Genomic DNA, 13,889 nt, shown 5'->3' with positions numbered 1-13,889 from the left:
ATCTCAGCTTGGACTCAGTCCAGCCATGTGAGGGGCATCACACTGACGCTCCTCAGGGGCGCGGGGAACTGCGCGCTCAGCCCCCGCGAACCCGCACCCGGCAACGCACATCAAGCCGCAGAACCTACCCCGCGCGATGCACCACGGCGTCACAAAGCTCCGTCAGCGCGGCCTTCGCATCACACTCCGGCAACGGCGCCAACGCGGCGCGCGCCTCCTCCGCGAAGCGAACCGTGTCCCGCCGGGCCTGCTCCAACGCGGGATGCGCCCGCAGCGCGGCCAGCGCCTCCGCGAGCCGCTCGTCGTCCGCGAGGTCGGAGTCCAGCAGCTCGCACAGCGCCGCGTCCTCGGCCAGCCCCAGCCGCGCCGCGCGTTCCCGCAGCCGCAGCACCGGCATCGTGGGGATGCCCTCGCGCAGGTCCGTGCCGGGCGTCTTGCCCGACTCGTGGCCCTCGGAGGCGATGTCGAGGACGTCGTCCGCGAGCTGGAAGGCGACGCCCAGCCGCTCCCCGTACTGGGTGAGCACGTCGACCACCGACTCGTCGGCGCCCGCCATCATCGAGCCGAACCGGCAGGAGACGGCGATCAGCGAGCCGGTCTTGCCGGCGAGGACGTCGAGGTAGTGCTCGACCGGGTCCCGGCCGTCCACCGGCCCGGCGGTCTCCAGGATCTGTCCGGTCACCAGCCGCTCGAACGCCTCGGCCTGGATGCGGACCGCCTCGGGTCCGAGGTCGGCGAGGATCTGCGAGGCGCGGGCGAAGAGGAAGTCGCCGGTGAGGACGGCGAGGGAGTTGCCCCAGCGGGCGTTCGCGCTGTCCACGCCCCGCCGGACGGCCGCCTCGTCCATGACGTCGTCGTGGTAGAGCGTCGCCAGGTGGGTCAGCTCGACGACCACCGCCGAGGGCACCACGCCGGGCGCATAGGGGTCACCGAACTGGGCAGTGAGCATCACGAGAAGCGGCCGGAAGCGCTTGCCGCCCGCGCGGACGAGATGCTGCGCGGCCTCCGTGATGAAGGGGACCTCGCTCTTGGTGGCTTCGAGCAAACCCTCCTCGACAGCAGCCAATCCGGCCTGGACATCGGCTTCGAGAGCCTGGTCCCGCACGCTCAGCCCGAACGGCCCGACGACGGTCACGAGGGGTCTCCTGTCTGCTGGTGTCTTCTGGCGATTACGCGGTATGTCGATAGGTCGCTGCCTTCACTCAAGTCAGCGTATCCGGTCACCTTTCGATCACCGTCGCCCCCCACCAGTACAGCGGGGGCGGTATCGGATCACGCCCGGTATGTTTCTGATCACCTGAAAAGTACGGATATTCATCGACTCACCCGGAAGCAGTAGAGCGTGTCTCGAACCACCGTCGATGTCGACCCCGGAAACCAGCCGCCCCCCGAGGACGACACCGCCTTCTTCGGCCAGCCGAAAGGCCTGCTCACCCTCTCCGGTCTGGAGGTCTGGGAGCGCTTCTCGTTCCTGGGCATGCAGGCCATCCTCGTCCTGTACTTCGCCGACGCGGTGGCACACGGAGGCATGGGCATGGCGGCCGGAACCGCCGCCTCCGTCTCCGCGGCCTACGGCACCCTCGTCTACCTGGTCTCCGTCGCCGGCGGCTGGCTCGCCGACCGCATGCTCGGCTCGTACCGCGCGGTGCTGTGGGGCGGGATCCTGATCGCCTGCGGGCACTACTCCATGGCGGTGCCGACCGCGACCATGACCTGGGTGGGCCTGGGGCTCATCAGCGCGGGAACAGGCCTGCTCAAACCCAATGTGGCCACCATGGTCGGCAAGCTCTACCGGACCGACGACGAGCGGCGCGACGCCGGGTTCGCGCTCTACTACATGGCGATCAACATCGGCGCCTTCGCGGGTCCGCTGATCACCGGCTGGCTCGGTGACCACAAGGGCTGGCACTGGGGTTTCTCGGCCGCCGCGATCGGCATGACCTTCGGGCTGATCCAGTACGTCGCCGGGCGCCGTCACCTGGCCGGGCGCAAGCACGCCGCCGAGTTCGCGCTCGCGCCGGAGGCGATGGGGCGCGCGGTGCGGCTGATCGTCGTGGGCGTGGTGGTCGTGGCCGTGGTCGCCGGGCTGCTCGGGGGTGTCGGCTGGCTGACCATGGACCGGTTCGTCGACCTGCTCACGCTGATCTCGGTGATCGCGCCGGTCGTCTACTTCGCGGTGATGTTCCGCAGCCCCCGGGTCACCGCCGAGGAACGCGGCCGGCTGAAGCCGTACATCGTCCTCTTCCTGGCCTCGACGGTTTTCAACTTCATCCTCTTCCAGGCCTACAGCACGATGATGCTGCTGGCCTCGACGAACGCCGAGACCACGATCCTCGGCTTCGACTTCCCGGCCAGCTGGTACGCCTCCGCGCTCGGTGCCTTCGAGGTCGGGCTCGCGCCCTTCGTGGCCGCCCTGTGGGTGCGGATGGGGCGCGGTCAGCCGCACGCCTCCAACAAGATCGCCATCGGCGTCGTGCTGGGCGGTCTGTCGTTCCTGCTGATGGTCCTGCCGACCTCCGGGCACTCCTCCGACGACTACCTCATGTCCGCCTGGTGGATCGTCGGGTCGTACCTGCTGCTGGGGCTCGGCGACATCCTCCTGGAGACCTCGGGCATGTCGGCCACCACCAAGCTCGCCCCGGCCGCCTTCTCCAGCCAGACCATGTCCCTCTGGTTCCTCTCCCTCGCCCTCGCCAACGGCATCCAGGCGCAGACGGTGAAGCTCTACGACGACGTCTCCCACCCGGCCTACTTCGGCGTCAACGGCGCGATCGCGGTGGCCGCGGGCCTCGCGGTGATGGCCGCGGCACCCTGGCTGCGCCGCACCATGCACCCCGTCCACTGAAGCGAACGGGATCATCCTCATGCACATCCGTACGTCCTTCCCCTACGAGACGACCCACGAGGACCTGCGCATCCCGCTCCCGGACGGGACACAGCTGTACGCGCGCGTGTGGCGACCACTCACCCAGGAACCGGTACCCGCTCTGCTCGAATACCTGCCCTACCGCCTGACCGACTGGACCGCGCCCCGCGACTTCCAGCGCCATCCCTGGTACGCGGGCCACGGCTACGCCTCCGTGCGCGTCGACGTCCGCGGGCACGGCAACAGCGGCGGTCTGCCGACGGACGAGTACTCGGCGACGGAGCTGGCCGACGGGGTCGAGGTGGTCAACTGGCTGGCGGCGCAGCCCTGGTGCGACGGCAAGGTCGGCATGTTCGGCATCTCCTGGGGCGGCTTCAACTCCCTCCAGATCGCGGCCCTCGCACCCGAGCCGCTCAAGGCGGTCGTCACGGTCTGCTCCACGGACGACCGCTATGACAACGACGTGCACTACATGGGAGGTTCCGTCCTCGCCGTCGACATGCACGCCTGGGCCGCGACCATGCTGGCCTTCGTCTCCCGGCCGCCGGACCCGCGGTACGCGGGCCTGGCCTGGCGGGACATGTGGCTCAAGCGCCTGGAGCACGTCGATCCGTTCATCCACACGTGGCTGGACCACCAGACCAGGGACGCCTACTGGCGGCACGGCAGTGTCTGCGAGGACTACGGCGCGATCGACGCGGCGGTCCTGGCGGTGGGCGGCTGGCACGACCCTTACCGCGACACGGTGCTCAGGCTGGTCGAGCACCTGCCGCCGGACCGGGTCCGCGGGCTGATCGGCCCCTGGTCCCACCAGTACCCCGACCGCGGGCTGCCGCCGGGCCCGGCGATCGGCTTCCTCCAGGAGACCCTGCGCTGGTGGGACCAGCACCTCAAGGGCGTCGACACCGGCGTCCTGCGGGAACCCCTGCTGCGGTCCTGGGTCAGCGACTCCCACCGCCCCGCCACGGTCTACGACACGCTCCCGGGCCGCTGGGTCGGCGAGCCGGCCTGGCCCTCCCCGCACGTCACGACGGTCTCGTACGGCCTCCAGGGCGCCCCTGTCCTCGTCCGCTCCCCGCAGCACACGGGCGTGGACGCCGGGCGTTTCTTCCCGTTCGGGAACGACGCCGACCTGCCGCCGGACCAGCGGGAGGAGGACGCCCGGTCGGCCTGCTTCGAGTTCGCGGTGGGTGAGGAGACGTGGGTGCTGGGGCGGCCCCGGGTGCGGTTGCGGGTGACGTGCGAGGTGCCGCGCGGGCAGGTGATCGCACGGTTGTGCGATGTGGCGCCGGACGGGTCGTCGACGCTGGTCACCCGGGGCGTGCTGAACCTGTCGGCGCGGCACGGGCGGGACCGGGCGGTGCCGTGGGAGCCGGGGGCGAGCGGGGAGGTCGTCTTCGAGCTGAACGGCATCGGGCATGTCTTCCCGCCCGGGCACCGCATCCGGCTCGCGGTCTCCTCCGCGTACTGGCCGTGGATCTGGCCGCAGCCCGAGTCCGACGCCGGCTTCACACTGGACCCGGCGGGCAGCTTCCTCGAACTGCCGGTCAGGACACATGACGTGGACTCGGACACCGGCATCGGCTTCGGCGAGCCCGAGCAGTCGGAACCCCTGGGCGTGAACTACCCGGCCACCCTCGACGAGCCCCGCCCCGAGCGGCTGGTCGTGCGGGATGTCGCCAAGGGCGAGTGGCGGCTGGAGGTCGACCCGCGCTACGGCGGCACCCGCTTCTACCCCGACGGCCTGGAGTTCACCGAGGACGCGCTGGAGACGTACACGATCCAGGAGGCGGACCCGCTGTCGGCCCGCGCCCGTTCGGACTGGTCGATCCGGCTGCACCGGCCGGAGCTGGGCTGGGACACCACCGTCCGCACCCGCTCGGAGATCACCTGTGCGGCGACCGAGTTCCTGACGTCCAACGAGGTGATCTGCACCGAGAGCGGTGAGGTGGTCTTCCACCGGACCTGGGAGAAGCGGATTCCACGGACCGCCGGTTAACCGCCAGTTGAGGGTTGATTGCCCGATTTGCCGTTCTCGTTCTCCGCGGTGAGTTGGCTCACTTCACCCTGCCCTCACCCTGTCCGAAAACCCCGGAATTCCGGGGCGCGCAAGCCGGACACCAAGGTCAACAGGTGCGATCTGTGAATCCGGTACTTGTTTCGGACATGTGCAGTCGCATACGTTCCGGGCCCGGGCGGACGCCGAATCCTGCCGCCGCCCGTAGACCGCTCACCTCACCCAGAGAACTTCACGGCAGGAGCGGGGGACCCAGGTAAGTCGCCGGGCCGGACGTCTTCGGACGCGCCGGTACGGCTTGGGGTGAAGTCATGCCTTCTTCGGCATGGCCGGGCAGCTCCCGCCCGAACCCGACAGCTCACCTCGCAGGCGCCGGAGAGGAACTTCGTCATGCGTCTGTCCCGCAAGCTCGCCGTCACCGGTGCCGCCGTCGCCGCACTCGCCTTCCCCGTCGTCGGCGCGACCACCGCGTCCGCGGCCACCACGACCACGGTCACCGCCACCTCGCTCGGCTACTCCGACACCCTCGACGGCTGGATCCGCGCCTCGCTCCAGGTCATGGCGCAGAACGGCATTCCCGGCACCTACGACGGCATCTACCGCAACGTCATCCGCGAGTCCTCGGGCAACCCCTACGCCATCAACAACTGGGACTCCAACGCCGCCGCGGGCACGCCCTCCAAGGGCCTGCTCCAGGTGATCGACCCGACGTTCAACGCGTACCACGTGGCCGGCACGTCGTGGGACTCCTACGACCCGGTCGCGAACATCACCGCGGCCTGCAACTACGCGGCCGCGGTGTACGGCTCGATCGACAACGTGTACGGCGCGTACTGAGGTCTGCCGAGGGCTGATTGAACAGTCTCTCGTCGGGGACTGCTTGAACAGCCTTTCGCCGAGGGCTGGTTGAAGAGCCTTCCGCAGGGGCCTAGTGGAAGAGTCTTTCGAGGACGACGGCGATGCCGTCGTCCTCGTTCGACAAGGTCACCTCGTCGGCCACGGCCTTGAGTTCGGGGTGGGCGTTGGCCATCGCGACGCCGTGGGCCGCCCAGTCGAACATGGGGATGTCGTTGGGCATGTCGCCGAAGGCGAGGGTGTCCCGCGGGCCCAGGCCGAGGTACTCGGCGGCCAGCGCGAGGCCCGTCGCCTTGGTGATGCCGCATGGCTGGAGTTCGACGGTGCCGGGGCCCGACATCGTCACCGTGGCGAGGGAACCGACGACTCCGCGCGCGGTCGCCGCCAACTCGTCGTCGGTCAGGGCCGGGTGGCGCAGCAGCACCTTGCTGATCGGCTCGCACCACAGGTCGTCGCGGCGGCCCACCCGCACGGCGGGCAGCGTCGGGTGCGGCATCAGATACCCCGGCTCGATGAGCGTGAGCCCGTCGACCCCGTCCTGGTCCACGGCCGCGTACACCTGCCCCACCTCGGCCTCGATCTTGCCGAGCGCGGTCTCGGCCAACTCCCGGTCCAGGGTGACCGACCACAGCAGACGGTCCACGCCGGCGTCGTAGACCTGCGCGCCCTGCCCGCACACCGCGAGTCCGGTGCTGCCGAGGTCGTCGAGGAGCGGCCGCACTCTCGGGGCCGGTCGGCCGGTCACCACCAGATGCCGGGCCCCGGCCGACGTCACCCGCGCGAGTGCGGCGAGCGACCGGTCGGAGAGCGTGTCGTCGCCCCGGAGGAGGGTCCCGTCCAGGTCAGTGGCGACGAGTGAATATGCGGTGGGTGCGGCCATGATCAGAGAATACGGATGGAATCCCCCGGCGACTCGACGCGAACCGGACGGCCGCAGCTTTCACATCCGTCGACGGCGACTCCGGTTGGGAGTTGACGGCGGCTCCGGTTGAGAGTCGGAGGGGAGCCCGCACACCACCGGTTGCGTCGGTCGGTGGGTGAGATGCTCGCGAGATGACCGATCACCCGGAGACCTTCCTGAACCATCTGCGGACCGCCGCGGTCGGCATCCTCGAACGCTTCCCCGAGCAGCTCAGGCCCGAGATCTACGCTCTGTCCTTCCGCATCTGGCGCATCGACGGCGACGACCGCCACCCGTACGTGGCCATCGGCTACAACACCGAGAGCCAGTACGAGCGCGAGAGGTACCCGGGTGACGAGGGCGAGGTCCGCTGGAACTACGCCTACTGGCTCCTCGACGGCTTCGAGATGCTCGGCAACATCCCCGAGGACCCGGTCGGCAGCCGGGTGTACGAGGAGGAGGTCAAGCGGCTCGGCGCCTGGTACGACGGCGAGTTCGACCTCGACCGGGTCCTGGACGACGACGACCTGAGCGCCCGCACCGACCTCCTCCGCCGGCACTTCCACGACGCCGTCATCGACCTCGCCCGCCACCTCCACGCCGACGGCGTGATCGAGAAGACCCTCGGCCGCCCGCTGCCGGTCGTCGTCTTCGACATGGAGTGCCCCGGCTGGGAGGCCCACGCGACGGAGTGCGCCAACCCGCCGGAACTGATCGAGGAGTTCACGGCATGGCTGCGGGAGTCCGGGGAGATCTGATCCGCCGCCCGGCCCTACCCGTGCGCCGCCGCCAGATGCCGCGCCAGCCGCGGTGAGGCGAACTCCGTGCCGCACACGAAGCGCATCACCGGTCCGTACGACGACGCCGACGGGAGGCCCGTGAAGTACAGGCCCGGCACCGAGGAGACGTATCCGGCGCCGAGCTTGGGCGCGCCGCGGCTCACCGCGAGTCGGGTGCGCAGTTCGGGGCCGAGGAAGTCCATGGCCGCGAGGTCGACGCGGTAGCCGGTCGCGGCTATGACGTGGTCGGCGGCCAGGCGCTCGGTGCGGCCGGTGTGGGTGAGGACGGACAGGGACGGGTGGCCGTCCGCGGAGTCGGCCTTGAGGACGCGGCGGACCTCGCTGACCCGGACCTTGTCCTCGAAGCGGTCGCGCAGCCACCAGGCGCCGAGTGGACCGAGGACGCGGCGCACCAGGTAGTGGCGGGCCCCGGCCGGGAGGCGGCGGTAGGGGTGGGGGTAGTAGCTGAGCGCCCACAGGGACCAGGCGCGGCCGAACGGGGACTCCGGGCGCAGCCGGGGCTGCTTCCAGGGCGGGGCCCCGAAGGCGACGCTGCCCCGGCCCCGCGCCACGACCCTGACCTGGGCGCCGGCCTCCGCCGCGAGGGCCGCCGTCTCCAACGCGGACTGACCGGCCCCGACGACGATGAGTTCACGGCCGGAGAAGCGGCTGAGGTCGTGGTGCTGGGAACTGTGGGAGACGGGGCCGGTCGGGCTGGGCCCGTCGGGCAGGGTCAGCTCCGGGGGCAGATGCGCGAGGCCCGACAGCCCGGTGGCGACGACGACCGCACGGGCGCCGAACGACTCGCCCGAGTCCAGCTTCAGTGCGAAGCCCTGGCTCTTGTCGCGGTCGACGGACACGACCCGCACCCGCTCCAGCTCGGGCACCAGCTTCTGCTGGAACCACGCGCCGTAGGCGATGAAGGTCTCCACGGGGATGATGTCCTCGTCCGTCACCAGCCGCGGTATGCCCACCGCGTCGCAGTAGTCGACCAGGCCGTGGCCCGGCTGCGGGGCGTCGAGGCTGGAGGCCACCGGGGTGGACTTGAGGAGCATGCCGGCGGGCATGTGGTCGCGCCAGCTCACCATGGGTTCGCCGAAGACGCGGACCGGGATGCCGCGGGCCCTGAGATGTGCGGCGGTCGACAGCCCGTAGGGCCCGGCGCCGATGACTGCGACTGGTCGGATCACGAAGTCCCTCCCCAGGACATCACTTCGTCACTTCGTGGTGGTGCGTGTGCTGTGGCCGCGCGCCTCTCGGCGGGTCAATGGGCGGCGGCGCCGCGGTGGTTGGTCCGCCACAGCTGATACAGGTGCTTCGCGCCCGGTCGTACGAAGCGCGCGAGCATCGTGAGGAACGGCAGCGGGTCGTCACCCGCGAACCAGGCCAGCTCGGTCCCGCTCGCCCGCCCCGGCGCGTGCGGCGTCGTATAGCCGCTGCGGCGGTAGGCGAGGAGGGCGGGCAGGTCGATGTTCTCCACGATGTACCGGTGCCCGGCCCGCTGTTCCCCCTCCGGAACGGAGCGGCCGGTCAGATCCAGATGCATGGCGCGGACGACGTCCACCCCCGACTCGTTCTCGAAGAGCCGGAACTGGGCGCCCATGCGGGGGTTGAAGTCGAGGAGCTTGTACAGTCCGTCGCGCCGGTCGAAGCGCAGGTCCAGGTCGATGATTCCGGTGAAGCCGATCTGTTTGATGAAACGCGCGGCGAGGTCCGCGAGTTCCGGATTGTCGACGACGTACGCGTTCGCCGTCATTCCCGCGTGCGGCGGCCAGGAGCGGACCTTCACGCCGGTGAACATCGCGAGCGGGGTGGAGTCCGCGTCGAAGTAGGCGTGCACGATCCAGTCCTCGGCCTCCTCCCTCGGCAGGTACTCCTGGAGGATCACCGCGGGCCGCTCGCCCCAGTCACGGGCCAGGGCGAGCAGCCCCTCCCGGGTGCCGATCCGGGTCGTGCCGTTCACGGCCGGCCGGGTGCGCCGTACGAACGCTTCCCGGTTCTTGGCCACCACCGGGAAGCGGGCCTTGTCGGCGAACGCGACGATGTCGTCGTAGGACTCCGGGAAGGCGGCCGTCGGGCTGGGTATGCCGTGTTCCACGCAGAGTTCGTGCAGCCCCTGCTTGCTGGCCAGCCGGCGCGGCAGGCCGCGCTCGACGGGCGGCACGAGGAAGCGGGCGCCGAGTTCGACGCGGTGCTCGGCGATCAGCACCGCGGCCTCCTCGTCGGTGGGCACCAGGACGGCCGGCCGTCCGATCCTGCGGCCGATCCTGAGCAGGCCCGCGACGAGACGCTCCGGCTCCTCCGTCCCCGTCGTCGGCCAGACGAAGGCCTTCTCCAGGTAACGGGACGTGGCGGCGGGCGTGTAACGGTCCTCCGTGATCGCATACATCGGGACGCCGAGACGGCCCAGGCTGCGGATCGCGCCGACCCCGCCGTGGTGCAGCGGATAGTCGCCGAACTTCACGATCAAGCCCGGTACCTCTCTGTCGGGCTCGAACGGCACACGCACGTCTGCACTCCTGGCCACGGGTCCCCCCACGTGTCCCGTCCACGGAACGGCCCCATCCCGCCCGTTGTCCCCAAAGGAAGCTAAGCCGGAATTGCCGCCTCCGACCGATGCTTATCAGGACATTGCTAACTCTTTAGGCACTGCCGAGACAGGTAACTCAGCCGTAACGTGTGGCGCGACCACATGCGTACGCAGTGCTCCGACCTACGAAGCGATGGAGAGCGAGGCCGCACCCCATGCCCCCCTTCGATCTGCCCGAGAGCGACCCCTTCAGCCCGCACAACCTCCCCTACGGCGTCTTCTCCGCGCCCGGCGCCACCGACCGGACCGTCGGCGTCCGCCTCGGCGACCACGTCCTCGACGCGGGCGCGGCGGCCCTGGCACTCGGCTCGCCCTACGCCTCCCTCCTCGCCCGGCCCTGCCTGAACCCGCTGCTCGCGGCCGGCCGCACCACCTGGTCGGACGTCCGGCGCGCGCTGACGGCGTGGGTGACGGTGCCGGCCCATCAGTCCACCGTCGCGGAGTTCCTGCACCCCCTGTCGTCCGTGACCCTGCACCTCCCCTTCGAGGTCGCCGACTACGTCGACTTCTACTCCTCCGAGCACCACGCCCGGAACGTCGGCCGGATCTTCCGCCCCGACGCCGCGGACTCCCTCACCCCCAACTGGAAGCACCTCCCCATCGGCTACCACGGCCGCTCGGGCACGGTCGTGGTCTCCGGCACCGACGTCGTACGCCCCTCCGGGCAGCGCAAGGCCCCCACCGACCCGGCGCCGGTCTTCGGCCCCTCGGTGCGCCTGGACATCGAGGCGGAGGTCGGCTTCGTGGTCGGCACGCCGTCCCCCATGGGCTCCCCCGTGGCCCTGGCCGACTTCCGGGACCACGTGTTCGGCCTCTGCCTGCTCAACGACTGGTCGGCGCGTGACATCCAGGCCTGGGAGTACGTCCCCCTCGGCCCCTTCCTCGGCAAGTCCTTCGCCACCTCCGTGTCGGCCTGGGTCACCCCGCTCGACGCCCTGGAGGAGGCCCGGGTGGCCCCGCCCGAGCGGACGCACGAGCTGCTTCCGTACCTCGACGACACCGGCGCCGACGCCGAACCCGGCGGCTACGACCTCCGTATCTCCGTCGCCGTCAACGGCCACGTCGTCTCCGAACCCCCCTTCTCCTCCATGTACTGGACGGCCGCCCAGCAGTTGGCGCACCTGACGGTCAACGGGGCGTCCCTGCGCACCGGCGACCTCTACGGCTCCGGCACGGTGAGCGGCCCCGCGGAACGGGAGCGCGGCTCGCTGCTGGAGCTGACCTGGAACGGCCGGGACGCCCTCGAACTCCCGGACGGCAAGCGGACGTTCCTGGAGGACGGCGACGTGGTGACCCTGTCGGCGTGGGCCCCGGGACCGGACGGGGTGCGGGTCGGGCTGGGCGAGGTGGCGGGGCGGATCGTGGGGCAGGCCTTGGGATAGAGGGCGTCATGGGGAACCGAGGGAGTCGAGGGTGAGTTGAGGTGACGGGCAGGGGTGCCGTCGAGGTCTGCCATGAGCCGCCCGGCGCCGTCATACTGACGGCGACGGACGGTGTGCGCAGGACCCGGCACAACCCCGCACATCCCGGCACCACCCGCACAACCCGGCACCACCCGCACCCCCCGTCAGCACCCGCACCCCCCGTCAGCACCCTCTCGCCGTCCCTTCCCTTACGCCGACCAGGATCCGGAGCCCGTGGCATGACTGTCTGCCTGCTCCTGCTGAGCGCCGTCGCCCTGACGGCCGCCGTTCCGGTGCCGCGCGCGCTGACCCGGGCCGACTGGCCCGAGCGGGAGCCCGTGGTCGCGCTGTGGGTGTGGCAGTGCCTGGTCGCCACCGTGCTGATGTGCAACCTGACCGCCCTGGTCCTGGGCGCGGCCGCCGTCTTCCACACGGTCCGCGACCATGTCTTCGCCCCGGCGCCGCCTGCCGTGACCGCCGCCTACGACCTGTCCGCCGCCCCGGTCTGGGCCACCGTCCTCACCCTGCTCCTGGCCTGCGGCGCCGCCTGGACGACGGCGATGCTGGCCCGCGAGCTGGTCGAGGCCCGCCGGCGTCGCGGCCGGACGAGGGCGCACCTGCGCGAGCGCGCCCCCGAGCTCCCCGGCGGACTGGAGAAGGCCGCGCGCGGCCCGCTGCTGGTCCTTGAGGACGAGTACCCCGACGCCTGGTGGATGCCGGGCAGCCCACCGCAACTGGTGGTGACGACCGGGGCGCTGCACCGCCTCACCGACGTACAGCTGGACGCCGTCCTCACCCATGAGCGCGACCACGCCCGCGCCCACCACGACTGGCTGCTGCACCTGTCGACGGCCCTGGCCACCGGCTTCCCCCGGGTCCCGCTCTTCGCCTACTTCTGCGAACAGACCCACCGTCTGGTGGAACTCGCCGCGGACGACACGGCCTCCCGCCGCTGCGGCCATCTGACGACCGCACTGGCCCTGATCGAGCTCAACCAGCACCGGGGAGTGCTGTCCTGCGCCTCCAGCCACCGGCTCCTGGGCGAGCGCGTGGACCGGCTGCTCCAGCCGCGCCCCCGGCTGGGCCGCCGGCATCGAGCGGTCACGGCCACGGTGGCGGGGCTGGTGCCGCTGGTGCCGCTGCTGATCGCTTTCGGGCCGGGACTGACCGCACTGGCGTGAGCCGCGGCGCACCTCGCCGCGGGCCATCGTCCTTATCTCCCGCGGTGGCAGATCTTTCCCCCACCACCCGAAACTCCCAGGTCAACGGCTGAATCGACCGCCCGGCCAGTGGCGCAACACTCCCGCAACACTCCCTTCCCTACCTCCTCGGTATGGTTCCCGCCATGCCCCCTTCCGACCGCATCCGCGACCACGCCGGCCAGGGCGCGACCACCGTCGCCGCCCACCGCGCGCGGCGTCGGCTGCGCGCGGACCAGGCGCGGCAGCTCGCCGATCTCCTCCGTCACCAGCTCCTCTCCGGCGGCTTCGAGGACGGCACGCTCCCGCACGAGACGACCCTCGCCACCGACTACCGCGCCTCCCGCAACACGGTCCGCCAAGCTCTGGACCTGCTGCGCGCCGAAGGCCTCGTCGAACGCCTCCCCGGTGTCGGCACCGTGGTCGTCGCCCAGAAGTACCCCCACGGCCTCGACCGGCTGATGGGCCTCGCGGAGACCCTGCGCGAACACGGCACCGTCACCAACGAGGTCCGCACGATGGGCCCGGCCCCGGCACCGCACCCGGTCGCCGAACGCCTCCACGTCCCGCCCGGCACCGATGTCCTCTACATCGAACGCCTCCGCCGTCTCAACGGCCTCCCCCTCTCCCTCGACCTCACCTACATCCCGCTCGACATCGGCACCGCCCTGCTCGGCGCCGACCTGGAGAACACCGACGTCTTCCGGCTCCTGGAGTCGATCACCGGCCAGGGACTCGGCCACGCCGAGATCACCCTGGAGGCGGTGAACGCGGACGCCCACTCCGCCGCCGTACTCGAAGCCCCGCGCGGCGCGGCCGTCCTCATGCTGGAGCGCCTGACGCATCTCGCCGACGGCCGCCCCGTCGACCTGGAGTTCATCCGCTTCCGCGGCGACCGCATCACGATGAGCGGCCTGCTGCACCGGTCCCTCTGACCACCTCCCCCTCCACCCTTCACCCCTTCATCGTTCGGCAGGACCTCATCGGTTCACTGCCGCGCCGGAAATCTCAGCGAATCCCCATACATCTCAGGACATCCACGGAGACAGCCATGCCCTTGGCGCCCCAGCGGGCCGACGTGCCCGTGACCATCGACGAGTCGAAGTGCATCGACGGCTGCACGCTCTGCGTCGACATGTGCCCGCTGGACTCCCTCGCCATCGACGAGAGCAGCGGCAAGGCCTACATGCACGTCGACGAGTGCTGGTACTGCGGCCCGTGCGCCGCCCGCTGTCCCACCGGAGCCGTCACGGTCAACATGCCCTATCTGCTCCGCTGA

Annotated in this window: 12 protein-coding genes and 1 riboswitch; of the genes, 8 read left to right on the top strand and 4 right to left on the bottom strand. The window is 70.9% G+C overall.

The window, feature by feature from the left end; genetic code table 11:
- Positions 1–124 precede the first annotated feature (124 nt).
- Entirely contained in the window at positions 125–1,135 is a 1,011-nt protein-coding gene (locus EJC51_RS28680; RefSeq protein ID WP_059192970.1) for a polyprenyl synthetase family protein, read from the bottom strand.
- Positions 1,136–1,342: 207 nt separating this feature from the next.
- On the opposite strand from EJC51_RS28680, the gene EJC51_RS28675 reads away from it, so the two are divergent.
- The 3 genes from EJC51_RS28675 (at position 1,343) to EJC51_RS28665 (ending at position 5,720) form a co-directional block, all read left to right on the top strand.
- Positions 1,343–2,845: a peptide MFS transporter gene (locus EJC51_RS28675; protein ID WP_126273730.1), complete on the top strand. Its 1,503-nt coding sequence runs from the start codon at positions 1,343–1,345 to the stop codon at positions 2,843–2,845.
- A 19-nt stretch (positions 2,846–2,864) separates the two neighbouring features.
- Entirely contained in the window at positions 2,865–4,865 is a 2,001-nt protein-coding gene (locus tag EJC51_RS28670) for a CocE/NonD family hydrolase (protein WP_126273729.1), read from the top strand.
- A gap of 222 nt (positions 4,866–5,087) precedes the next feature.
- A riboswitch (cyclic di-AMP (ydaO/yuaA leader) is annotated at positions 5,088–5,270 on the top strand.
- A gap of 3 nt (positions 5,271–5,273) precedes the next feature.
- Positions 5,274–5,720 (top strand): transglycosylase SLT domain-containing protein, encoded by a 447-nt coding sequence (locus EJC51_RS28665; protein WP_097267674.1) that lies wholly within the window; start codon positions 5,274–5,276, stop codon positions 5,718–5,720.
- Positions 5,721–5,811: 91 nt separating this feature from the next.
- Here the strand turns inward: EJC51_RS28665 and EJC51_RS28660 are convergent, their stop codons facing one another.
- Positions 5,812–6,618, bottom strand: coding sequence for an HAD family hydrolase (locus tag EJC51_RS28660; protein ID WP_126273728.1), 807 nt, complete (start codon positions 6,616–6,618; stop codon positions 5,812–5,814).
- 173 nt (positions 6,619–6,791) lie between these two features.
- Between EJC51_RS28660 and EJC51_RS48875 the strand changes: the two genes are divergently transcribed.
- Positions 6,792–7,397: a hypothetical protein gene (locus EJC51_RS48875; RefSeq protein WP_165951201.1), complete on the top strand. Its 606-nt coding sequence runs from the start codon at positions 6,792–6,794 to the stop codon at positions 7,395–7,397.
- A 14-nt stretch (positions 7,398–7,411) separates the two neighbouring features.
- Here EJC51_RS48875 and EJC51_RS28650 read toward each other — a convergent pair whose 3' ends face one another.
- Together EJC51_RS28650 and EJC51_RS28645 are read right to left on the bottom strand one after the other, a co-directional pair.
- Positions 7,412–8,608: an FAD-dependent oxidoreductase gene (locus EJC51_RS28650; RefSeq protein WP_126273727.1), complete on the bottom strand. Its 1,197-nt coding sequence runs from the start codon at positions 8,606–8,608 to the stop codon at positions 7,412–7,414.
- Between the two features lie 74 nt (positions 8,609–8,682).
- Positions 8,683–9,921: a carboxylate--amine ligase gene (locus EJC51_RS28645; protein ID WP_126277167.1), complete on the bottom strand. Its 1,239-nt coding sequence runs from the start codon at positions 9,919–9,921 to the stop codon at positions 8,683–8,685.
- Positions 9,922–10,163: 242 nt separating this feature from the next.
- Here EJC51_RS28645 and fahA point away from each other — a divergent pair, with 242 nt between their 5' ends.
- The 4 genes from fahA to EJC51_RS28625 all read left to right on the top strand — a co-directional run bounded on the left by fahA (position 10,164) and on the right by EJC51_RS28625 (position 13,889).
- Positions 10,164–11,390: a fumarylacetoacetase gene (gene fahA, locus EJC51_RS28640; RefSeq protein WP_126273726.1), complete on the top strand. Its 1,227-nt coding sequence runs from the start codon at positions 10,164–10,166 to the stop codon at positions 11,388–11,390.
- A gap of 260 nt (positions 11,391–11,650) precedes the next feature.
- Positions 11,651–12,592 (top strand): M56 family metallopeptidase, encoded by a 942-nt coding sequence (locus EJC51_RS28635; RefSeq protein ID WP_126273725.1) that lies wholly within the window; start codon positions 11,651–11,653, stop codon positions 12,590–12,592.
- A gap of 164 nt (positions 12,593–12,756) precedes the next feature.
- Positions 12,757–13,545, top strand: a complete 789-nt coding sequence (locus EJC51_RS28630) for a GntR family transcriptional regulator (protein WP_097267661.1) — start codon at positions 12,757–12,759, stop codon at positions 13,543–13,545.
- Between the two features lie 116 nt (positions 13,546–13,661).
- Positions 13,662–13,889 (top strand): 4Fe-4S dicluster domain-containing protein, encoded by a 228-nt coding sequence (locus EJC51_RS28625; protein ID WP_030347217.1) that lies wholly within the window; start codon positions 13,662–13,664, stop codon positions 13,887–13,889.

Source organism: Streptomyces aquilus (genome assembly GCF_003955715.1).
Taxonomy (GTDB): Bacteria; Actinomycetota; Actinomycetes; order Streptomycetales; family Streptomycetaceae; genus Streptomyces; species Streptomyces aquilus.
Note: the sequence above shows the minus strand (reverse complement) of the source record. Positions and strands in the feature narration are given on the sequence as shown.

Bases quoted from the DNA above. Each gene is read 5' to 3' on its own strand.
- EJC51_RS28630 (WP_097267661.1), top strand. From the start codon at position 12,757: ATGCCCCCTTCCGACCGCATCCGCGACCACGCCGGCCAGGGCGCGACC.
- EJC51_RS28660 (WP_126273728.1), bottom strand. From the start codon at position 6,618: ATGGCCGCACCCACCGCATATTCACTCGTCGCCACTGACCTGGACGGG.
- EJC51_RS28670 (WP_126273729.1), top strand. From the start codon at position 2,865: ATGCACATCCGTACGTCCTTCCCCTACGAGACGACCCACGAGGACCTG.
- EJC51_RS28665 (WP_097267674.1), top strand. From the start codon at position 5,274: ATGCGTCTGTCCCGCAAGCTCGCCGTCACCGGTGCCGCCGTCGCCGCA.
- fahA (WP_126273726.1), top strand. From the start codon at position 10,164: ATGCCCCCCTTCGATCTGCCCGAGAGCGACCCCTTCAGCCCGCACAAC.
- EJC51_RS48875 (WP_165951201.1), top strand. From the start codon at position 6,792: ATGACCGATCACCCGGAGACCTTCCTGAACCATCTGCGGACCGCCGCG.
- EJC51_RS28635 (WP_126273725.1), top strand. From the start codon at position 11,651: ATGACTGTCTGCCTGCTCCTGCTGAGCGCCGTCGCCCTGACGGCCGCC.
- EJC51_RS28625 (WP_030347217.1), top strand. From the start codon at position 13,662: ATGCCCTTGGCGCCCCAGCGGGCCGACGTGCCCGTGACCATCGACGAG.